General features: G+C 57.5%; 20 protein-coding genes and 1 pseudogene. 11 read left to right on the top strand and 10 right to left on the bottom strand.

The genetic code is table 11. From position 1 onward, the window contains the following. From EKH49_RS16850 to EKH49_RS07280, 3 genes and pseudogenes are all read left to right on the top strand, one after another. A pseudogene (locus EKH49_RS16850) lies at positions 1-1,618 on the top strand (DEAD/DEAH box helicase); the annotation flags it as partial. A 56-nt stretch (positions 1,619-1,674) separates the two neighbouring features. Beyond that, positions 1,675-3,279, top strand: a complete 1,605-nt coding sequence (locus EKH49_RS07285; protein ID WP_128470301.1) for an amidohydrolase — start codon at positions 1,675-1,677, stop codon at positions 3,277-3,279. Between the two features lie 410 nt (positions 3,280-3,689). Beyond that, complete coding sequence (locus EKH49_RS07280; protein ID WP_038991057.1) at positions 3,690-4,418, top strand: polyprenol monophosphomannose synthase; 729 nt, start codon at positions 3,690-3,692, stop codon at positions 4,416-4,418. A gap of 239 nt (positions 4,419-4,657) precedes the next feature. Here the strand turns inward: EKH49_RS07280 and EKH49_RS07275 are convergent, their stop codons facing one another. From EKH49_RS07275 to zapE, 6 genes are all read right to left on the bottom strand, one after another. Beyond that, on the bottom strand, positions 4,658-5,005 hold the full coding sequence (locus EKH49_RS07275; protein WP_038991059.1) for an RNA polymerase-binding protein RbpA: 348 nt from the start codon (positions 5,003-5,005) through the stop codon (positions 4,658-4,660). A 184-nt stretch (positions 5,006-5,189) separates the two neighbouring features. Further along, on the bottom strand, positions 5,190-6,128 hold the full coding sequence (locus EKH49_RS07270; protein WP_073706243.1) for an SPFH domain-containing protein: 939 nt from the start codon (positions 6,126-6,128) through the stop codon (positions 5,190-5,192). 54 nt (positions 6,129-6,182) lie between these two features. Further along, on the bottom strand, positions 6,183-6,659 hold the full coding sequence (locus tag EKH49_RS07265) for an NfeD family protein (RefSeq protein WP_128470300.1): 477 nt from the start codon (positions 6,657-6,659) through the stop codon (positions 6,183-6,185). Positions 6,660-6,763: 104 nt separating this feature from the next. Beyond that, positions 6,764-7,615, bottom strand: coding sequence for a putative RNA methyltransferase (locus tag EKH49_RS07260; RefSeq protein ID WP_128470299.1), 852 nt, complete (start codon positions 7,613-7,615; stop codon positions 6,764-6,766). Beyond that, complete coding sequence (gene def, locus EKH49_RS07255) at positions 7,615-8,256, bottom strand: peptide deformylase (RefSeq protein ID WP_128470298.1); 642 nt, start codon at positions 8,254-8,256, stop codon at positions 7,615-7,617. The genes EKH49_RS07260 and def overlap by 1 nt, the downstream gene beginning before the upstream one ends. Continuing rightward, the gene (gene zapE, locus EKH49_RS07250; protein WP_128470297.1) at positions 8,253-9,305 is read right to left on the bottom strand and encodes an AFG1/ZapE family ATPase; all 1,053 of its coding nucleotides are present in this window, start codon (positions 9,303-9,305) and stop codon (positions 8,253-8,255) included. Before zapE ends, def begins: the two co-directional genes overlap by 4 nt. 319 nt (positions 9,306-9,624) lie before the next feature. Here zapE and EKH49_RS07245 point away from each other — a divergent pair, with 319 nt between their 5' ends. Further along, complete coding sequence (locus EKH49_RS07245; RefSeq protein ID WP_161567469.1) at positions 9,625-9,987, top strand: ArsR/SmtB family transcription factor; 363 nt, start codon at positions 9,625-9,627, stop codon at positions 9,985-9,987. A 170-nt stretch (positions 9,988-10,157) separates the two neighbouring features. Beyond that, positions 10,158-10,625 (top strand): SRPBCC domain-containing protein, encoded by a 468-nt coding sequence (locus EKH49_RS07240; RefSeq protein ID WP_128470295.1) that lies wholly within the window; start codon positions 10,158-10,160, stop codon positions 10,623-10,625. 365 nt (positions 10,626-10,990) lie between these two features. Here EKH49_RS07240 and EKH49_RS07235 read toward each other — a convergent pair whose 3' ends face one another. Beyond that, positions 10,991-11,971, bottom strand: a complete 981-nt coding sequence (locus EKH49_RS07235; RefSeq protein WP_128470294.1) for an arsenic resistance protein — start codon at positions 11,969-11,971, stop codon at positions 10,991-10,993. A gap of 149 nt (positions 11,972-12,120) precedes the next feature. On the opposite strand from EKH49_RS07235, the gene EKH49_RS07230 reads away from it, so the two are divergent. After that, positions 12,121-12,495: a DUF3054 domain-containing protein gene (locus EKH49_RS07230; RefSeq protein WP_128470293.1), complete on the top strand. Its 375-nt coding sequence runs from the start codon at positions 12,121-12,123 to the stop codon at positions 12,493-12,495. Here EKH49_RS07230 and EKH49_RS07225 read toward each other — a convergent pair. Both EKH49_RS07225 and EKH49_RS07220 read right to left on the bottom strand, forming a co-directional pair. Beyond that, complete coding sequence (locus EKH49_RS07225) at positions 12,484-13,026, bottom strand: hypothetical protein (protein ID WP_128470292.1); 543 nt, start codon at positions 13,024-13,026, stop codon at positions 12,484-12,486. The two genes, EKH49_RS07230 and EKH49_RS07225, sit on opposite strands and share 12 nt — an antisense overlap. Then, on the bottom strand, positions 13,027-13,623 hold the full coding sequence (locus EKH49_RS07220) for a sigma factor-like helix-turn-helix DNA-binding protein (protein WP_128470291.1): 597 nt from the start codon (positions 13,621-13,623) through the stop codon (positions 13,027-13,029). It lies immediately after the preceding gene. A 164-nt stretch (positions 13,624-13,787) separates the two neighbouring features. Here EKH49_RS07220 and EKH49_RS07215 point away from each other — a divergent pair, with 164 nt between their 5' ends. After that, positions 13,788-14,069 carry an Lrp/AsnC family transcriptional regulator gene (locus tag EKH49_RS07215; RefSeq protein WP_128470472.1) on the top strand — a complete coding sequence of 94 codons (282 nt, stop codon included), beginning with the start codon at positions 13,788-13,790 and terminating at the stop codon, positions 14,067-14,069. A gap of 84 nt (positions 14,070-14,153) precedes the next feature. On the opposite strand, the gene trpD is transcribed toward EKH49_RS07215, so the two are convergent. Continuing rightward, entirely contained in the window at positions 14,154-15,221 is a 1,068-nt protein-coding gene (gene trpD, locus EKH49_RS07210; RefSeq protein WP_128470290.1) for an anthranilate phosphoribosyltransferase, read from the bottom strand. A 287-nt stretch (positions 15,222-15,508) separates the two neighbouring features. Here trpD and ctaE point away from each other — a divergent pair, with 287 nt between their 5' ends. The 4 genes from ctaE (at position 15,509) to qcrB (ending at position 19,808) form a co-directional block, all read left to right on the top strand. After that, on the top strand, positions 15,509-16,147 hold the full coding sequence (ctaE, locus tag EKH49_RS07205) for an aa3-type cytochrome oxidase subunit III (protein WP_128470289.1): 639 nt from the start codon (positions 15,509-15,511) through the stop codon (positions 16,145-16,147). 76 nt (positions 16,148-16,223) lie between these two features. After that, positions 16,224-17,018 carry a cytochrome bc1 complex diheme cytochrome c subunit gene (qcrC, locus tag EKH49_RS07200; RefSeq protein ID WP_073706237.1) on the top strand — a complete coding sequence of 265 codons (795 nt, stop codon included), beginning with the start codon at positions 16,224-16,226 and terminating at the stop codon, positions 17,016-17,018. Between the two features lie 70 nt (positions 17,019-17,088). Then, entirely contained in the window at positions 17,089-18,138 is a 1,050-nt protein-coding gene (qcrA, locus tag EKH49_RS07195) for a cytochrome bc1 complex Rieske iron-sulfur subunit (protein WP_128470288.1), read from the top strand. 2 nt (positions 18,139-18,140) lie between these two features. Continuing rightward, entirely contained in the window at positions 18,141-19,808 is a 1,668-nt protein-coding gene (gene qcrB, locus EKH49_RS07190) for a cytochrome bc1 complex cytochrome b subunit (protein ID WP_128470287.1), read from the top strand. The last annotated feature ends 559 nt before the right edge of the window (positions 19,809-20,367 follow it).

The following is a 20,367-nucleotide window of genomic DNA, read 5'->3' as shown; positions in this document are numbered from 1 at the left end:
ATTCGCCACCGAGACCCTCGCGCTGGGCGTGAACATGCCGGCTCGTTCGGTCGTGCTGGAAAAGCTGGTGAAATTCAACGGCGAATCCCATGTGCAGATCTCCTCGGGGGAGTACACCCAGCTCACCGGGCGAGCAGGGCGCCGCGGCATTGACGTTGAGGGCCATTCAATAGTCCTCTGGAACCCTGATCTGGAGCCGGAGTCCTTGGCAGGCCTCGCATCGAAGCGCACCTATCCGCTGAATTCCTCGTTCCGCCCGACCTACAACATGTCGACCAACTTGCTGGCGCAGTTTGGCCGTGAGCAGACCCGGCAGATCCTCGAGTCGTCCTTTGCCCAGTACCAGGCGGACCGTTCCGTGGTGGGCATGGCCCGCCAGGTTCGTTCCAAGGAGGAATCCCTGGCTGGCTACGCGAAGTCGATGGAATGCCATCTCGGTGATTTCACGGAGTACCTGAAACTGCAGCGGAATCTGGCGCAAGTAGAGAAGAATGCTGCCAAGGACCGCCGCCACCAGCGCCGTTCGGCAGCAGAGCAGTCCTTGCAGGCAGTGATCCGCGGAGATGTGGTTGACTTGCCCGGCGGACGCCGCTTTGGCCGTGCCGTGGTCGTCGAGCTTGATAAGGCAATGTACAACCCCCGCCATACGGTCCTGACCGAAGAAGCGCAGCTTCGCCGGCTCTCGGTAGAAGAGCTCAACGGGCCAGTCCAGATCATCTCGAGGATCAAGATTCCCAAGGGCTTCAGCGGGCGTACGCCGAAGGAGCGCCGGGACCTCGCCTCGTCCCTGCGCAACGCGATCTACGAGTCGCGTCCTCCGCGCCAGGATGCCCAGAGCTTCGATTTCGAAGGATCGGATTCTTTCGAGCGCGAAATCAACGAACTGCGCCTTGAGCTCAAGGACCACCCTTGCCACGCTTGCTCGGAGAAGGACCAGCACATGCGCTGGGCCGACAGGTACTGGAAGCTCAAGAAAGATACGGACAAGGCCCGTCGCGCCATCCGCGGACGGACCAATACCATTGCCACGCAATTCGACAAGGTCTGCAAGGTGCTGGAGCAGTTCGAATACCTTGTTCCATCCGATGGCGGCGAAGATTTCGTGCTGACCGACTCGGGCCGCCGGTTGCGCCGGATTTATGGCGACCGCGACCTGCTCACCAGCCAGATCCTGGAGACCGGCAAGCTGACCCAGCTCAAGTCCGAAGAACTTTGCGCAGTGGTGGCCAGCCTGGTCTACCAGGCGCGCCGTGACATGGATCGTGCCGATCCGAAAATGCCGACGGGCAAGATCGATGACATCTGGAACACCACCATCAAGATCTGGGGCGAACTCTCCGATGCTGAAGAGGCGTTGAACCTCGACCCGACCGCTCCGCCGGAATCCGGCTTGATCTGGCCGATGTACAAGTGGGCCCGGGGATCAAGCCTGAACAGCGCGTTGCGCGGTACCGATCTGGCACCGGGCGACTTCGTGCGCTGGGCCAAGCAGGTCATCGATACGCTGGACCAGTTCGCCAAGAACTCCGACCTTCCGCCCTTGCTGGTGCGCAATGCCTACAAGGCAGTGGACCAGATCAAGCGCGGCGTCGTGGCCTACTCGAATGTGCTGGACTAGCCAACAGATCCAGCTCGAAAACTTATTAGCCAGTGCATGAGAAAAGGGAGACGCTGATGGCAAAATCACTCTACCGAAACGGGTCCATCTACTCGGCGGCCGATCCATTCGCGACCGCCATGGTGGTGGACGGCGACACCATTTCGTGGTTGGGCGGAGAGGACGCGGCTGAACGCCACGTGGCGGCCGTCGACGAAGTGATCGACCTGAAGGGCGGCCTGGTCACCCCCGCCTTCGTCGAATCCCATACCCACCTTGCCGCACTGGGCCGGACCCTGTCGGGCGCCGACTTGGGGGCAGCTACCTCGGGTTCGTCGCTGCTGTCCCTCGTCGCCGAGCAGGCGCAGAAGTCTACCAAGCTGGTACTGGCCCAGGGCTGGGACAACTCCGCGTGGACCAATCAGGAACTGCCTGCGGAAACCGACCTGACCAGTGCCGCTGAAGGCCGTGGCTACTATCTGGCCCGCCGGGATGTGCATAGCGCGTTGGTGAATCGGGAACTGCTGGATTTGCTGGATCTGGGGCACCTTGTCTCCGGCATCGTTGCCGGTGCGGATCACGACGCGGTGCGTGAAGCGCTGGCCGGCGCGCAGAAGGCCGAACAGGAATACCAGCGCCTGGCATTGGAGCACTATGCCTCGCGTGGATTCGCCAGCGTTGTGGAGATGGCGGCCCCGCATATCGAAGGCCGCGAGGCACTGGAACAGCTGCTGTCCATCGACAACCCTGAGCTGCCGCAGGTGCATGCCTACTGGGGTGAACTGGTCAGCGATCCGGACATCGCCCAGGAAATAGTCGCGTCGTTCCCGCAAGGCAAGCTGCTGGGCTTGGGAGGCGACCTTCGCGTGGATGGTTCGCTGGGCAGCCACACGGCGTACCTGCGCGAGGAGTATAGCGATCTGGCCGGCGAACGTGGCTGCTTGTACCTGAAGCGCGAGGAGATCGCGGCCCATCTGGTTGCGTGCAGTTCCCGGGGAATCCAGGCGGCATTCCATGTCATCGGCGATGGCGCCCTGGATGAGGTCTTGGCGGGGTTCGATCTGGCCGCCGAGCAGATTGGCGTAGCCAAGCTGCAGATGTGCCGCCACCGTTTGGAACACGTCGAGATGGTTGATGACGCTTCGCGGGCCCGTTTGCTGAAGTACGCCATCATGGTTTCCATGCAGCCGGTCTTCGACCAGGCCTGGGGCGGTTCGGACGGCATGTACGCGCAGCGACTGGGGGAGCGCGCAAGCTCAATGAACAACCTCTCGGCCATGCTCTCCGCTGGTGTCCCACTGGTGCTTGGTTCCGATGCTCCGGTCACCGAGGTTGACGGCTGGCAGGTTGTGCGCGCCGGCATGAACATGACGAATGCCGAGGCGCGAATCTCTGCACGTGCGGCCTTCCTGGCCCAGACCCGATCCACCTATCGAGCCATGGGCGAGATGAACCCATTTGCCGGGCAGCTCGTGATCGGGGCACCGGCAACCTTTGCGGTGTGGACTGCCTCTGAACTTGCTGTGCAAACCCCGGATGTCCGAATTAGTTCTTGGAGCACTGACGCCCGTGCTGGTACTCCGATGCTCCCGGTGGTTGATGAGGAGATTCCACAGTGCCTGCGTACAGTACGCGCTGGAGTCACACTTTTCAATGCACTCGAACCAGCAGAATTAGCCTAAAGCGAAACAGTTGCTCAATAAGTGGAATAATTTCAAGAATTTTATCCTGACTAGTGCTGTCTAGATAAAGAGTGAAGTCATTTGATGGTTGACAGGCTAGGTGGGGTACGCACTAGGCTGGACTAAGCGCCTCTTCGAGATGCACATTCATTGCGTTGGAAACGACGCAATTTATACAACGATCCTCAGTGACCTTAGATAACATTCTCTGTGCCTTTCTGCGTGGAGAATAGGGCCGAAGTCACTGAGGATCGTTCGTTAACACGGTGTCCGATGATCGCTGGCTTGCAATTGATGACTATAATTTGAGTTTGGATTAACTCTTTTCGGCCTGGATTCCTGCTGAAGCCATGGACCGAAGCCGAGCAGGCAACAAGCTTTGTGTCGAATACCAAGAAAGGTGCCGCCGCGTGCGCGTCATTACAATCATTCCGACTTACAACGAACTGGAGTCGCTTCCGCTGACGGTAGGACGCTTGCGTACCGCAGTTCCTGACTCGGATGTATTGATCGTCGATGATAATTCGCCCGACGGCACCGGAGAACTGGCAGACAAGATGGCTGCCGAGGACTCGAACATCCATGTGCTGCACCGTACCGGCAAGGACGGCCTGGGCGCCGCCTACATCGCCGGTTTCGAATGGGCCCTGGCCCGCGACTACGACGTGCTGGTGGAGATGGACGCCGACGGCTCGCATATGCCGGAGCAGCTTCCACGCCTGCTGGAAGCCAGCGCAGCAGGTGCGGATCTCGTGATCGGCTCGCGCTGGGTCAAGGGCGGCGAAGTAGTGAACTGGCCATTGCTGCGCAAGATCATTTCCCGCGGCGGCAGCTTCTACTCGCGCACCATGCTGGGCTTGCCCCTGCGCGACATCACCGCAGGCTACCGTGCCTTCAAGCGCGAAACCTTGGAAGCCATCGACTTCGATGCAGTTGAGTCGCGTGGCTACGGCTTCCAGGTCGACATGACCTTCCGCGTGGCCATGCTGCGCAAGAAGATCGTTGAAGTTCCGGTCACGTTCGTAGAGCGCGAACTGGGCGCCTCGAAGATGAGTGGCAACATCGTGTTCGAAGCAATGTGGAATGTCACCCGCTGGGGCTTGGGCGCCCGGTGGAAGAAGCTGACTTCCAAGAAGTAATACTTGGCATAGGGAACTGGCGTGCAACGAAGAATCGTTGCACGCCAGTTCCCTTTAACCCAGAGGCATCGGAAAGCTTCAAGCATCCGCAAACCATGCAACACCATAGCCGTTTGGGCTCAAGCCATCCGGATGCAAGTTCGAGGGCCCGGTTTGGCAGCAATAATGCTTTCAAACCGAGCCCTCGACTAAACCCTTGCGGACATGCCAAGACGGCATCCAACCGGCAGTGGGGGAGATTAGACGGCTTCTCCACGCGCAGCACGCAGCTGCTGGAGGCGGTCAGCCAGAGTCTTTTCCAGTTCTTCCTCGGAACGGCGCTCAAGAAGCATGTCCCAGTGGGTACGGACAGGCTTCTCATTGCCTGGTTCTTCGGCCTTGGCTTCGCCATGGACGAGCTTGGCTTCCTTACCGGTCTTGGTGTGCCAGGTTGCTGGAATTTCAGCTTCTGCAGCAAAGACGACGAAGACGGTCTCGCCCTCTTCGGTACGGTATTCCACGCGCTGACGGGCAGCCGGCTCCACACCTGCCTCAGATTCCATGCTCTGTGCACCCAGGCGCATGCCTCGTAGGCTGCGATCGCTCATGTTTTCCCTCCGCGATGTTTGAAGAATTCGCTACACGTACCAACGTTTGGCACTCGGAAATCATTCCCTCCGACTAGAGGTGAAGATAATTCTTGGTGCCAAAACATCCATTATACGCGTCTGCGGCGAGGTGCATTGTATGCACCTCGCCGCAGACGGCTAATCCGTACTAAACGGGTTCCCGCTACAGGTTGCTATCGGGAGCTGACGGCGACTCCGGAGCCGCAGGCTTGCTGCTCGAACCGTTGCCGCCCAGTGCTCCGCCGATGCCCTTGAGGGCTTCGGTCAGTTCACTTGGAATGACCCACAGGGTGTTCGAAGTGCCTTCGGCAAGCTTCGGGAGAGTCTGCAAGTACTGGTAGGCCAGCAACTCGTGGTCCGGGCGTCCGGCGTGAATTGCGTCGAAGACCTTCTGGATAGCCTGGGACTCGCCGTCCGCGCGCAGGATGGCAGCCTGCGCGTCACCTTCGGCCTTGAGGATCGCAGCCTGGCGCTCACCCTCGGCGGTGAGGATGTCCGACTGCTTGGTGCCCTCAGCGGTCAAGATGGCCGCACGACGGTCTCGCTCGGCACGCATCTGCTTCTCCATCGAGTCCTGGATCGACAGTGGTGGATCGATGGCCTTAAGCTCGACGCGGGAAACACGGATGCCCCACTTGCCGGTGGCCTCGTCGAGCACGCCGCGCAACTGGCCATTGATTTGGTCGCGGCTGGTCAAGGCCTCTTCCAGATTCAGGCCACCGACGACGTTACGAAGCGTCGTGGTGGTGAGCTGTTCGACAGCTTGGATGTAGTTGGCGATTTCATAGGTAGCCGCACGTGGCTCGGTGATCTGGAAGTAGACCACGGTGTCAATCGAAACGACCAGGTTGTCTTCGGTGATAACCGGCTGCGGCGGGAAAGAAACAACCTGTTCACGGAGGTCCAGCAGCGGCAGCAAGCGATCCACAAAGGGGATCAGGATCGTCAGGCCGGGGTTTAGGGTTCGGTTGTACTTGCCGAGGCGTTCAACGATGCCAGCACGTGCCTGTGGCACGATGCGCACGCTGCGCAGCAGGACGACAATCACGAAGATTGCCAGAACGACAAGCACAATAGTCAAGCCAAAACCATCTGAATTCATGGTTCGTACTCACTTTCTTTGTGCAGTAGTGATGAATATGGAGCGTCGGGCTATTTAGCCGTTTGCGGGGTCCGGGGACTTCGCGGTCAGGTACGCAGTTGCCCCGTCGATACGGGAAACCACGGCATAGGTGCCGGGGTTCATGGTCGGAACGCTTGAATCAGCGCGAGCGGTCCAAATCTCTCCATGGATCTTGGCCGAACCCGACATGCGCGAGGTCGGTTCAAGAATAAGTGCATCCGCACCAATGAGCCGATCGATATTCGTGCGGAATCCCTCGGGTGATTTCCGTAGATGCTTGACCGCAATTGGTCGAACTAAGAAGATCATCAACAACGAAATAACGCAGAACACGAGAACCTGCAGCCAAATGGGTCCACTGAGCAGTGCGACCGCTACGCCACCTAGGGCCCCGACGCCGAGCATGATGAAGTAGAGATCAAGAGATAGCATCTCGATGATCGCCAGCAGCAAGAACAGTGCCAGCCAGATCACCCAAGCATTGCTGATGATCCATTCGGCGGTTGTCATGGCATTCACCTAAATTCTGTTAGGACCCTGACCAGCCGTAACTGGTCTTTCCTACATTCTGCCGTAGATGCCGGGTAAAGGGTGTAGTCATTTTGGGGTATTTTCTAGCCCTGCGTGACGAATGCGTGTACTCCGAAGGAGGCGGTTACCGCCTGGTCACCCAGTTCGAGGGCTTGCTGATGCAGTAGCTCGGGGGAGAGGTGGTGACCGGATGGACCCATGAATGCAAGTTGAAAGAGATCATCCGCATTCAGATTCATTCGATAGGTCAGCTTCGTGGATTCGCGATGGAGGAATCCTTCGGCGGCGAATTTTTCAATCAGGGCTGCTTGCTTGCCTTGGGCGACGGAGAGCATGCCCAGCGGCTCGATGACTTCGTTCAGATGCTCCGGTTCACCGGTCACGACAATGCATATCCCACCGGGACGGAGCACGCGCTGGAACTCGGCGGGGTTATGCGGAGCGAAGCAGTTGAGCACCACATCCCGTGATCGATCAGCCGTGGGCAATTTTCGCCAGACATCCCAAACCACGGCGAGCGTGCTGGCAACTTTCGCGGCTCGACGCATTGCATAGCGCGAGATATCCAAGGCCAACGCATCACGTTCGGCAGCAGGGGAGTGTTCCAGGATTCTTGCTAGGTAGTAGCCGGTACCTGCGCCCGCATCCAGCACGTCGAGAGAACCTCCTTGGTGCTGGCTATTGATTAGCTGGGACAGCGCGAGCGCCAGAGGCTCGTAATGCCCCTTGGCTTGGAACGCATCACGGGCCTGGACCATGGCCGAGGTGTCTTCAAGGAAATTGGTTCCCTTGCCAGTCAAGAAATTGAAGTAACCCTGTTTCGCGGCGTCGAAGCGGTGCCCTGCATCGCAGCTCAGGGTCCTGCCCGGGGTTCCAATGAAGCCCAGGGGTTGCTCGCATACCGGACAGGTAACGCTGGTAGTGCCGGAGGACATCAGAATTTCAGTACCTTTTGTGCAGTTGCGACGTCCATGCTTTCATGGCGCCACAGTTCGGACTCGTTGATCAAGGAGCGGGTTACGGCCTTGTCGATGTAGACGGTGCCCGACAGGTGATCGGTTTCGTGCTGGAAAATACGGGCCTGCCAGCCGGAGAAATTGCGCGTGATTTTCTGGCCGTCGCGGTCTTGGTAAGTTGCGGTGATATCGGCGGGGCGGGTGACTACGCCTTGGAACCCCTCGAAGGACAGGCAGCCTTCATAAAAGACTGCTTCACGGTCCGTGGCGGCAACATAAGCAGGGTTGAAGATCTCGAAGTAATCCAGCGGTTCACGCTCTCGTTGCGCAGCAATTTCCTCTGGAACTGGATAGAGATCTTCGAGTACCGCGATCTGCAGGGGGATGCCCACCTGAGGCGCTGCAAGCCCAACGCCAGGTGCGTCGTACATGGTCTGGCGCATCGCATCCAGCAGTTCTTCAAGCAATTCCTGTGGCAGCTGGTGGTCGTAGGCTTCGGCCTGCTGACGTAGCACTGGATGCCCTAGCTGCACAATAGGCAAAACGAGGCCATCGTTGGCCGTCTCCAGGACTTCTCGAACCAAAATCTCGATGTCCTGCGCGGAGTATCGGGTGTTCATCGGGATACGCTAGTCCGTTCGTATTCGTTGAGCTGTAGTTGGGCTAGGCGCGAGGTGAGACGAGCCTTTTCAGTGTCATGCAGCATATGGCCAAGATCGGCGAGATTGTCTGCGGCGTACAAGTGCACTTCGACGTTCTTGTCGTAGAAGATATCGATGAGATTCGCTAGCCGGCGTTCCTCATCCATCGGCAGGTTGGAGCTGGCTGGAATGCAGGTTATATGCCAGCGCGAGTACCGGCTTGCCAGCTCCAGATAATCGGCAGTGTTGCGGCGGGTTCGGCAGATTTGATCGAAGCCGATCCAGATCTCATCCGCATCCAAATGCACAGGACCGATTTCGTCGTAGCCGATCTCGATCATCGTATCGTGAAGTGGCATGTCGTCTGGCATCTCGAAAAGATTCAGTGAGCCGTTCCGGTATCCCTCGTGAACGAGTTCTGGATCGGATGCGAGCTGGCGATAATCAACTGAATGATCAAGCGAGAAAACGATGAAGTCCCGTTGAATCCGGTCAATGGTTGGCTGCACCAGGTGATGGAAAGTGTCATCATCGAGCAGCTTTTCCGGACCGTAGTTCGACGTGGTGAACAGCTGGATTTCATGCTCCGTGCAATGCCGGATGAGCTTGGCCATGAACATCGCATCTCCGGGTTCAGTGCAATGGAATTCATCGAAAACCAGGACTTCGATTCCAGCAAGTTCGCGCTCAAGCCCTTGCGCGAAGATCGCCCCCAGTGGCTGTCCAGGGACCCGGTTGACCAGCGAATTCAAACGCTGGAAGAACTCGTGGAAATGGAAACGCGCCGTGGTGGCTTCCGGCAAGACTGAGACCAGGGTGTTCATAATGAGTGTCTTGCCGCGGCCTGGAGGGCCGTAAATATAGACACCGGGGTATTTGGCGGGCGACTGCGCGCGCAAAGTGCGTCCCAAGAGGTCGATGAGTTCACTCTGGACCGGGTCAACTTCGATATGTTGCAGCTTGAGCGATTCACGGATCCGACGAGCGTACTTATTCCTGTGGGGAATGCCTAGCAGCGGTTTAGCCATATCTAAATTTTGCCACCGAGCACTGATGCGACCAATCTTCTGTGATGCAATCGCCACCTTTTCAGCTGGCAGGAAAGACTTGTGTTCCGATACCGTGACAAAAACTGCTAGTCAAAAGCTATGAGGTGTATATATAAGTGGATGATTTAAACAGGGGAGTGCTGCCAGTTTCGACCATGAAACCGCACAAGCCATGTGAATTTTGTGCGCACCTATCGCTTTATCGCGATCCGTGGCCATAATGGACACACCCATAGGGCTCGGCTGCAACGTTTGGATCAGGCTAGGGCGGGCGATTGGCGGAGAGGGAGTGCTTGAGATGACCAGCGAATTCATTGTCCCAACGACTGAAGACGGGATCGTCTCCAGCGATCTCTTGGACATGTCGGTAACCGTGCTCAAGACCTTGTCTGATCCAGCAAGACTTCAGATGCTCTGGGCGTTGTCCATGGAGGATTTATCTCTGTCTGATCTGGCCCAGCTGATTGGCGTCAGCCCAACGGTCGCCAGCCAGTTGCTGTCCAGGTTGCGGGCCGCGGGTGTCCTTCAAACAAGGAAGTCCGGACGCCATGTCATCTACTCGATGCACGACGAGCGATCGCGGGAGTTCATCCGACAGACCTTGGACTTCGCAAAACATCGGCTTGATCTGCAAGATGCGCGCCAAGAGGAAGACCAATAAGCAACTGTGGAAATGCATGGTCAATGGGACGAGTGCAGCCACTTCCAGCCGTATTCCTGATAAGCCGATAATCTACATTATGTAAAGTAGTGGAAATCTAGGCCTCCCGATTCGGGTTTCAGTGCGCTATTCTCCTTGGCGACGACAAAGGATCGACGTAGTGTCTTCATATGCCACTCATCCGAAAGTTCGCGGACGCTTCGTCGGGTCTGGTAGTTCTTCGTTGGTCTTTCGACGTATCGACTGACCGACTCTGGAATGTGCTGACTGGCTGCCAGACATTGCCGCTTTGGCTGGGTACCCACCGCGCTGGCAACCTTGCTGTGGGTTCAACTGTGAAGATCGAACATGCGGAAGACTATATCTGCGAAAGCCTGATTGGGCAGGTTGATCCAGCAGCGGCGCTTGAGATGTCCTGGAAGTTTCCGGACGAATCCGAATCGAAGGTTAGTGGGATTCTGCGGTCCGTCACGAACAGAGCTGAACTCGTGCTCACTCACTCCAATCTCAGCGTCGACGTTGCAACTTACTTGGCAGGGTGGGAAACGCATCTAACCTATCTGGAGTCCGTCTTGGTTGGAGCGCCGCGGTCAATGGATCAATTTTGGGATCTTTACCGGGAAATATACGAGAGTTAGGGCGAATTGCCTGCACCTCTCCCCTAGCCTGTGTTTGCTGACAGGTGGTTCCGATGTGTCTAGACGGAGTAGACGATTTGCATGACTGCGCAGATACACCCCTTTGGACGTAGTGGATCGTCGCTTCGTCTTCTGCATGCATGGCCGCGAATGATGGTCTGCTGGATTTACCTTCGGCCATCTCCGCGGTTTCTCCCTTGACGGATATGCGAAGAGGCCAGTGTTCATCGGATTGTATCTAGGCTCGAGTAATAAGCTGTTTGGTTGTGCATTTTCCGCCATCGTCGTGCGGTATGAACAGCTCCCATTCGCTCGCTTCATTGAGCACCTAGCGACGGTGCATCAATATATTCACGATGAATCGCTTATCGTTTGGATTGCAATGTGGCGCTTTGTTTCGGTGCGAAGCGAACCATCACCAACATGCCAAGCAGCTCTACCAGGGTCTGGCTCACGACTACGGCAGAAGCTAATTCCAGCTCCGCCGGCAGGGCCAGGGCCAGCGGAAGCACTACCAGCGAATTGCGTGTGACACCGCTGAATATGGCTGCCCGCAGTGAGGCCGTGGGAAGCTTGAAGAGTTTTCCTGCAGAGTATCCAAGGATGTTCATAACGCCGATAAACAGGATAAAAACAAGGATTGCCAGCGCCAATTGAGCAAAGCTGGACTGCACCGTGTAGATCTGCGAACTGACCACGCAAAACAGCGTTCCCATCATCAAGGGAACCATGAGGTAGTCGGCCCAATCGCCGATGGACTCCATCCGCGCAAATCGCGTCGACAGTGCTTGGGTTAGTGCTGCTGCGAGCAAGGGAAGCACGATGAGAACCAGCAACGCCATCAGGAAAGGCGCTGGAACGATCATGTTGATTGCTGAAGGGCCAGCAAACAAGTATAGGTAGGCCGGTACAAGCACTATTTGCAAAATCAACAAGAACGGTGTGGAGGCCAGCAGCCTTTGGTTGTCTCCCCCAGCTAAGCCGGTAAACACGATTACATAGTCGATGCAGGGTGCCAGCAGGACCAACAGCACCCCGAAGAGCAGAGACTGGTCCCCCGCCACGAGTCGCGATAAGCCGAACGCCACGATCGGCACTACGGCAAAGTTGATGGTGCACAATGCACCCATGAACCGGATGTCCCGGAAGGCCTCGGGCAAACGCGTTAGCGGCATGCTCAGGAAAGTAGCGTAGAGCAGCAGGCCCAGGAATGGATTGACCGAGATTTCAAGGCTCTTGCTGGCTGACGGCAAAACCAGGCCGAAGACGCATCCGGCCGCGATCGCGGTGAGATAGAGAGCGATCTGGTGAGCTTGCATCCATGCACTGCCAGGCCACGTCTTCATGAAACTAATGCTAGGGCAGACCTTCCATCTGGTAGGAATGCCAGAACATTTGTGGCGAGCCTTCATCGCTCACGCGTGTGTCTGAGTCGACATCGCTCGAAACAGCACCAAATTATTCATGTTCAGAGGGGTAAACCTATGATGAGTACATGAAGGAATCTATTCGAAAGTGGCCATTGTGGATGGCTGTCGACGTTGTTCTGATTGTTCTCTTCGCTCTGCTCGGCCGGCGTGAACATGAACATGCCTTGAGCATTAGTGGCATCTTGATGACAGCCTTGCCGTTCTTGATCGCCTATGTGGCGATGACCATTCTGTCCAGGCCATGGTTCACAATCAATAAGCTCTTCCCTGCAGGCGTGCTGGTCTGGGTAGGGACTGTAGCAGCGGGTCTTGCGTTGCGCATCGTTTTTGGTTCCACCGCCGCTGTCCCATTCATTATCGTTGCTTCGTTGGTTCTGGGCGCGTTCTTGATGGGGCGCAGGCTGGTAACTTCGTTGGTGGCTAGGCGCTTAGATAAATAGCAGTCCGAGCCCATAGGAACCTGCGGCTACAAGTCCGCTGGCGAAAGTCCCGAGGATGAACTGTTCAGCTGCTCGATGATCTTTCAGTTCCGAAAAGCGGCCGAGACCCTTAACTGCCAGGACGACAGCAATGCCTTCTGGCCAACTTGCCCAGAGGCTCCCAACAATTGCCGTCCGTTCCAGGAGTCCGATCCAAAGTCCGCCGCGAAGCGGAGACGGGTCGGACTCCTCCTTTTGGAGCTCGACGTCATTCTTGGCGGCAAGCCGAAAAATGAGCTCCGTAAAAGGGCCACCGAAACTTATGGCAAAGATGGAGCTCAGGACGATGGCGTAAACTGGCGAAATCCCCGTCATCTGCACAGATGTTTGGGAAGCTACTGCCAACAGGGCCGAAAGAAGTGCGAGCAAGCCAGAACCAACGACGAGCCAGTCACGAACGCGAGCGCGTTTTCCCCTGGCGTAGCCGAGGTAGGCTGCTATGCACGAGACGAAGGCCGCTAGCGCAAGACTCCCCCACGCGATCCAAAGCATTTACTGCTCCTTTAGCATCTTGAGTTGTCTGGTCAGTGATTTCGCAGCTTCGTCCATCATCCGGTTCGCTTCAAACCATAGCGCGGCCGACAGGCGAGAAGAGACGGCTTGCTGAGTGATTCCCAGTTCTTTGGCAATCTGTTGCTGGGTCATGCCCTCGTCGGCCAACGTGCCTGCTTCCCACGCGGTGGCCCGCCGCTTGGAAACGATGCAGGCAGTCAACTGGAGCTCGGCCTCCAGGCGGGTAGCTTCATGCGAAGGACCGTGCACAGCGATGTGCGCATTGGTGTTCTTTGCGCGTTCCACTGCGACACGGGCATATTCAAAGGCTGGCCCACGCCCGGCACGGGTTTCCTCGGGCAACGGCGTTTCGACTTGTCCGAAACCAAGGCCAACGCTCCAGCCCCCCGATGCCGCCATCATCACTGCAAGGCGAATCGCTTCATTGGCATCGTCCAAAACAGCTTGAACCTCATCGCCGGCGGTTCGCTGGAACGGGCGGACCACAGAAACGGTAGCATTAGCTTGCTTGACTAGTGCTTCCACCTTGTCTTCGGTGGATCGGGAACGTCGCTGGTCAATGGTCAAGACAATCATGGAACAATCATAAAACTTTGTATTAAAATCTACAAATTAAAATTCTTGTACTTTGCTAAGTCCGGTGATGCATCCATGCCTGCCATTCAAAGCTTTTCGACTACAGTTGATTCCAGATCAACCGCCTCTTGCCAGGCGATAAGTTAGAACTGAAAGGCATAGTGATGGTCACCGCATTCGTCATGATCCAGACTGCAACTGACAGTATCCCTGAGTGCGCACAGCAGATCTCCGCAATCTCGGGCATCAGTGAAGTCTACTCCGTCGCAGGCGACTGGGACTTGATTGCCATTGCACGGGTCAACAAGCACGAGGACCTCGCCGAAGTCATCGCTAACAAGCTTTCCAAAATTCCAGGCATTCGCGGCACCCAGACCCACATCGCATTCCGCGCATATTCCGAGCATGATCTCGAAGCAGCTTTTTCCCTGGGTCTCGGTGACTAGGTAGCTTCAATAGCAAAGCCGGTCTTTGGTTCAGCGATTGTAAAGTCGTGAACCAAAGACCGGCTTTGTTGCTATCTGGTGAAGCTACTCCCCTACGATCGCCTGAGTCGTTGACGACCAGGTGTCCAAGACGGCTTTCGCCGCACCCGAATCAATGGAACGTGCTGCCTTTTCAATGGCGACGCGCATTCGATCTTCAAAACTGCCCTCGGCCGTATCGTTGTATGCAACCATGCCCGCAGCCGCATTGAGGAGAACTGCGTCCCGAACAGGGCCGGTCGCTCCCGAGATCACATCGAGTACAACCCTTGCGTTGTGTTGCGCGTCGCCGCCGCGGAGATCATCGAGCGTCGCCCGAGCGAGGCCTACATCCTCGGCGTCGAACGTGAACTCGGTGACCTTGCCGTCCCGTACTTCCCAGACGCGGTTTGCTGCAGTGGTCGTCAGCTCATCCAGTCCGTCGTCCCCGCGGAATACCAGGCCGCGCACGCCACGGCTCGCAAGGACGCCAGCCATGATTGGCGCCATGACCAGGTCCGAGCAGCCGATGGCGGAGGCGCTCGGCAAGGCCGGATTGGTCAACGGACCCATGAAGTTGAAGGCTGTGGGTATCCGCAATTGACGTCGCGCTCCGGCAACGTGGCGCATTGAGGGGTGGAAAACATTGGCGAAGCAGAATGCAATCCCAACCTTGTCGTACACCTCTACAAGGCGCTCGATTGGTACCTCCAGGCGGACACCCAGGGCTTCGAGCACGTCGGCCGATCCCGAGGACGAAGAGGACGCGCGGTTGCCGTGCTTAACTATGCTCACTCCGGCTCCGGCGCAGACCAGCGTGGACATGGTGGAGATGTTAACCGTATTCTGGCGGTCGCCGCCAGTTCCGACAATGTCCAAAGTTTGTGCGTCAATGGTCAATGGTCGTGCGTTGGCCACCATGGAGTCCACCAGGCCGGTCAATTCGGCCACGGTTTCACCCTTGGAACGCAGTGCAACCAGGAAGCCGGCAATCTGCACGTCGCTCGCCTCGCCGGACATGATCTCATTCATTGCCCAAGCGGCCTGTTCGCGGCTGAGATCGCCACCGTCGATCAGGGTGGCCAATAGATCTGGCCACGTCGGGAACTTTTCGTTTACAAGGCTCGTTGACACATGAGAAAGCCTATCGAGACACCGGCTACGCCACCCAATTCATGTCGCTAAATGATGTGGCTCAGGTCGCTAAAAACGTCTAGTTTCCAAGGTTAAATACGTAACACTTTCGTTGCATAAATGAATGTTTCGCGAGACGCGCCGAATCAAGCTCTACGAATTGTAGAAAGAGTTTTCTCCGTACTTCCGCATGTTTCCGCGGATGTTGCCGTGATGTGTCGCAACAAACCTCCTCGAACCCGCTTTTGCATTGGTATCTGAGGGCCATTTAGAGACATAATGTCAGTGTGACAACTGCGACTCATGCCCCAAATACGACGGCGCCACATGCGCCGAACCGCCCAAACATGGTGTCGGTGGGAACGATGGTGTGGCTCTCCAGCGAGCTCATGTTCTTCGCCGCCCTCTTCGCCATGTACTTCAGCCTCCGGGCTGCCGCGCCCGAACTATGGGCGACTGAAACTGCCAAGCTCAACGTGCCGTTCGCGCTGGTTAACACCATCATCCTGGTGTCCAGCTCGTTCTCCTGCCAGCTAGGCGTGTTCCGTGCCGAAGAATTCAAGCCTCGCCGTTCCGGCGGGCTGTTCAACTTCAAGGAATGGGGAATGATTGAATGGTTCATTCTTACCTTCATCCTTGGCGCGATCTTCGTTTCGGTCCAGGCCTACGAATACGCTGTCCTCGTTAGCGAGGGCGTGGCCATCAACTCGAACTCCTACGCTTCGGCCTTCTACATTACGACCGGCTTCCACGGCATCCACGTCGCTGGTGGTCTGATCGCATTCTTGCTGATCATTGGTCGTGCGATGCTGGCTAAGAAGTTTGGTCACTTCGAAGCAACCGGCTCCATCGTGGTGTCCTACTACTGGCACTTCGTTGACGTTGTTTGGATCGCCCTGTTCGCGATCATCTACTTCTTGAAGTAGCAGCTTAAATTCATTAGTTGCCTCAACAAGAAGTACGGCAACACCACACCAAAGAAACTAAGTGAGGAACCAGCAAGTGAAGGCTCTTTCGAAAAAGCGCCGCCACCCGCTCGCCGCTGTGGCCCTGCTTCTGTTCGGATTGCTGATTACCGGCAGTCTCTACACTGCAGCCGGTAACATCAGCGAAGCGAAGGCAGCTGAGACCACTACTGCATCGCAGGCCGATGTAGAAGAAGGTCAGAAGCTTTTCGTCGCCAACTGCGCTACTTGCCACGGCATGAATGCCGAAGGCTCTGATTCCGGTCCATCGCTGATCGGCGTTGGCGCGGCTTCCGTGGACTTCCAGGTCGGCACCGGCCGCATGCCGATGCAGATGCAGGGTCCACAGGCCCAGGTCAAGCCAGTGCAGTTCGACGACGAGCAGATCTCCCAGCTGGCAGCATATGTTGCAAGCCTGGGTGCAGGCCCAGCGATCCCTGATGAGGAATACTTGGATACCACCCAGGGCGACGCCGCCCACGGTGGCACCGTCTTCCGTGTGAACTGCGCAATGTGCCACAACGCGGCTGCTGCCGGTGGCGCGCTGACCCGCGGCAAGTTCGCACCAACCCTGACCGGTGTATCCGAAAAGCACATCTACGAAGCGATGGCTACCGGCCCGCAGAACATGCCAGTGTTCAACGACTCGAACATCACCCCAGAAGAGAAGCGTGACGTCATCACCTTCCTGAAGACCATTGAAGCCAATGGTTCCGCTGGCGGTGCAGCCCTGGGCTCCCTGGGTCCAGTTGCTGAAGGCCTGTTCACCTGGACCGCAGGTCTGGGCATCATCATTGCCTTCACCATTTGGTTGACCTCGCGTCCTTCCTAAGGCAAACCACGGCCTCGGCCGTAACCATCACTACGTACATAAATTCCTAACAGAAGGATGAGAGAGAAACATGGGCGACCATAGTCACGGCAGTCCCGAAAACTCGGGCACCGTTGCTAAGGCTGACGATGTGGCTCAGGATCGTTTCCCAGATCCGGGCCTACCACCGCATCGTCCGCGTCTCGCAGATCGCGATCCGCGCGCAGCCAAGCGACATGAGCGTCAAGTAGCGCTCCTATTTACCATCTCCATCATCGGCACGCTCTTCTTCTTCGTGGCCTACTTCGTCCTGGGCCACCTGGGCGAGATGACCTTCGCTGAACTGCGTGTGCAGAACGCTGCACTGGGACTGGGCACCGCCTTCGCGATGCTCGGTATCGGTGTGGGTATTGTTCACTGGGCCAAGACCCTGATGCCGGATCACGAGCTCATGGAAATGCGCCACGACATCCGCTCGGAAGAAGATCGCCAGGATGCCGTCGAGATCATCGATACCGTTATCGAGGAATCCGGCATCAAGCGTCGTCCGCTGATCCGCAATACCCTGATCGGCGCCATTGCATTGGCTCCAATCCCGGCAATCTTCATGTTCCGCGACTTGGACCGCACCGGCAACACCGCGAACCAGATGATTGATTCCCTGCGCCACACCATGTGGGACAAGGGCGTCCGTCTGACCCGCGACCCATCCGGTACCCCGATCAAGGCTTCGGACGTGCAGATCGGTTCCGCTTTCCACGTGATCCCAGAAGGCCTGAACGAGGCCGAGCACCCGCTGAACGAAAAGGCCAAGGCCGTCGTTCTGCTGATGCGTATGGATCCAGCGGAAATGCAGATCTCCGAGGGACGCGAAACCTGGAACGTCGACGGCATCGTCGCCTATTCCAAGATTTGCACCCACGTTGGCTGCCCGATTGCTCTGTACGAGCAGCACACCCACCACTTGCTGTGCCCATGCCACCAGTCGACCTTCGACCTGACGCAGGAATGCAAGGTCATCTTCGGCCCGGCTGGCCACGCACTGCCACAGCTGCCAATCACCGTGGACTCCGAGGGCTACCTGGTCGCCCAGAGTGACTTCCACGAGCCAGTTGGCCCATCGTACTGGGAGCGTGGTTAATCATGGCTACTAACGAGTACCAAGCATCGACCTCCACCGGTCGCATCGCGAACTTCGTGGACACCCGCGTTGGCGCGTCGGCCATGGTCAAGGAATTCGGTCGCAAGATCTTCCCTGACCACTGGTCGTTCATGTTCGGTGAAGTGGCGCTGTACACCTTCGTGCTGCTGCTGCTCTCCGGCACCTTCCTGACCTTCTTCTTCGACCCGTCGATGGCGCACGTCACCTACAACGGCTCGTACGTACCGATGAAGGGCATCGGAATGTCGACGGCTATGGCCTCGACCATGGACATCTCCTTCGACGTGCGCGGCGGCCTGTTCATGCGACAGGTGCACCACTGGTCCGCACTGCTGTTCGTTGCTTCCCTGTCCGTGCACATGCTGCGCGTCTTCTTCACCGGCGCATTCCGTCGCCCACGTGAACTGAACTGGGTTGTCGGCGGATTGCTGCTGATCATGGGTCTTGCAGCCGGCTTCACCGGCTACTCCCTGCCAGATGATCTGCTGTCCGGTAACGGCCTGCGCATTATCGATGGCGTCATGAAGGCACTGCCGATCGTGGGCACCTACCTGTCGATGTTCTTCTTCGGCGGAGAGTTCCCCGGCGACGCGGTTATCCCGCGCCTGTACTCGCTGCACATCATGATCGTTCCTGCGGTCATCATCCTGCTGCTGGTTGTCCACCTGTTCATGGTTGTGACCCACAAGCACACCCAGTACCCTGGCCCAGGCCGCACCAACGACAATGTTGTTGGCTTCCCTGTTGGCCCGGTCTACGCAGCGAAGGCCGGTGGATTCTTCTTCATCATCTTCGGCATCGTGGCATTGATTGCCGGCCTGTTCCAGATCAACCCGGTATGGAACTACGGACCTTATGACCCATCCCCTGTTTCGGCTGGTACCCAGCCGGACTGGTACATCGGCTTCGTCGATGGCGCTCTGCGCCTGATGCCTGGTGTGCTCGGCAACTTCAGCTTCGAATGGATTATTCCATTCCCATGGGGCGACAACACCTTGGTGCTGTCCGTCCTGCTGCCAGCACTGGTTCCTGCCGGCGCACTGTTCGCAGTGATGTTCGCCTGGCCATGGATCGAACGCTGGGTCACCAAGGATGACCGCGAGCACCACCTGCTCGACCGTCCGCGCAACGCTCCATTCCGTACGGCAATGGGCGCGGCAGGCGTAGTGTTCTACTGCGTCATGTGGGCTGCTGCCTCCTCCGACTTGATCGCAACCCACTTCCATGTGTCACTGAACGATGTCACCTACTGGCTGCGTGCGCTGTTCTTCCTGGGCCCAATTCTGGCCTTCTGGCTGACCCGCCGCATCTGCCTGTCGCTGCAGCGCAAGGATCGCGAAATCGTCTTGCATGGCCGCGAAGCCGGCATCATCCAGATGTCGCCTGAGGGTGGCTTCTCGGAGAAGCACGAGGAAGTTGACGTCTACAAGCGTTACCTGCTGACCAACTACGTTGATCGCCAGTACATTCCGGCTCAGCCTGATGCAGCAGGACACGTCTCCGGTTCGGAGAAGCGTCGTGCGGCACTGTCGAAGTTCTTCTTCGAAGACCGCGTCGCCCCGGTAACCCCATCGGAGCTGGAAGCTGCTCATGCAGCCCACGGCCACCATGAAGTCGAAGGCGACAAGCAGGACTCGATCACTAAGTAATAGCGACTCGAGTCAGTCACAAAGGGAGGGACACACCGCAAGGTGTGTCCCTCCTTTGGTTAACCCATCCTTCCTGAGGCCTTGGGCGCACCTCTGCGTCAGCGAAAGCCTCAGATATGGAGTGAGATCGACCCGAGGATCTATCAGGCGCTTAGAACGGCTTCAGGCGCTGTTCCAGTACGCGATGCCTGTGTCTGCATGGGCCTGCTCCCCCGCCACCTTCGGCAACGGCGTTGGTTACCGGGTGCGGAGAAGAACCTGCGGCCGCGGACGCCATTTCTAGTCACGTACGAGGGAAGCGGAATGCCGTCCGCAATTGAATCTGGGCGGGATCCAGCCCAGCCGCCATTCCGGAGCGCGGCAGTCGGATGGCTGCACCGCTCCCCTGGCACATTGTCAGGAAACCCACGACGGCACCGTCGTTGGAGTCGTTACCGGGCACCGTGAGATGGCGTTTCGGAGGTTGGGCTGTTGCCGTGGATGACGGCCATAGACATGCCGGCACGAATAGGCCAGTGGGCAGTACTGTTGGCCTTCAGTGGGCACTATTCGCGGCCGC

Origin of the sequence: Glutamicibacter sp. HZAU (genome assembly GCF_004100365.1) — a bacterium.
GTDB classification, from domain to species: Bacteria; Actinomycetota; Actinomycetes; order Actinomycetales; family Micrococcaceae; genus Glutamicibacter; species Glutamicibacter nicotianae.
Note: the sequence above shows the minus strand (reverse complement) of the source record. Positions and strands in the feature narration are given on the sequence as shown.

What these genes read in the sequence shown, in the direction of transcription:
- EKH49_RS07270 (WP_073706243.1), bottom strand. Translation starts at nt 6,128, where the DNA reads ATGAATTCAGATGGTTTTGGCTTGACTATTGTGCTTGTCGTTCTGGCA.
- EKH49_RS07240 (WP_128470295.1), top strand. Translation starts at nt 10,158, where the DNA reads ATGCCACTCATCCGAAAGTTCGCGGACGCTTCGTCGGGTCTGGTAGTT.
- EKH49_RS07265 (WP_128470300.1), bottom strand. Translation starts at nt 6,659, where the DNA reads ATGACAACCGCCGAATGGATCATCAGCAATGCTTGGGTGATCTGGCTG.
- EKH49_RS07215 (WP_128470472.1), top strand. Translation starts at nt 13,788, where the DNA reads ATGGTCACCGCATTCGTCATGATCCAGACTGCAACTGACAGTATCCCT.
- EKH49_RS07260 (WP_128470299.1), bottom strand. Translation starts at nt 7,615, where the DNA reads ATGTCCTCCGGCACTACCAGCGTTACCTGTCCGGTATGCGAGCAACCC.
- EKH49_RS07230 (WP_128470293.1), top strand. Translation starts at nt 12,121, where the DNA reads ATGAAGGAATCTATTCGAAAGTGGCCATTGTGGATGGCTGTCGACGTT.
- qcrA (WP_128470288.1), top strand. Translation starts at nt 17,089, where the DNA reads ATGGGCGACCATAGTCACGGCAGTCCCGAAAACTCGGGCACCGTTGCT.
- EKH49_RS07245 (WP_161567469.1), top strand. Translation starts at nt 9,625, where the DNA reads ATGACCAGCGAATTCATTGTCCCAACGACTGAAGACGGGATCGTCTCC.
- qcrB (WP_128470287.1), top strand. Translation starts at nt 18,141, where the DNA reads ATGGCTACTAACGAGTACCAAGCATCGACCTCCACCGGTCGCATCGCG.
- EKH49_RS07225 (WP_128470292.1), bottom strand. Translation starts at nt 13,026, where the DNA reads ATGCTTTGGATCGCGTGGGGGAGTCTTGCGCTAGCGGCCTTCGTCTCG.
- def (WP_128470298.1), bottom strand. Translation starts at nt 8,256, where the DNA reads ATGAACACCCGATACTCCGCGCAGGACATCGAGATTTTGGTTCGAGAA.
- EKH49_RS07235 (WP_128470294.1), bottom strand. Translation starts at nt 11,971, where the DNA reads ATGAAGACGTGGCCTGGCAGTGCATGGATGCAAGCTCACCAGATCGCT.
- zapE (WP_128470297.1), bottom strand. Translation starts at nt 9,305, where the DNA reads ATGGCTAAACCGCTGCTAGGCATTCCCCACAGGAATAAGTACGCTCGT.
- EKH49_RS07275 (WP_038991059.1), bottom strand. Translation starts at nt 5,005, where the DNA reads ATGAGCGATCGCAGCCTACGAGGCATGCGCCTGGGTGCACAGAGCATG.
- EKH49_RS07220 (WP_128470291.1), bottom strand. Translation starts at nt 13,623, where the DNA reads ATGATTGTCTTGACCATTGACCAGCGACGTTCCCGATCCACCGAAGAC.
- EKH49_RS07285 (WP_128470301.1), top strand. Translation starts at nt 1,675, where the DNA reads ATGGCAAAATCACTCTACCGAAACGGGTCCATCTACTCGGCGGCCGAT.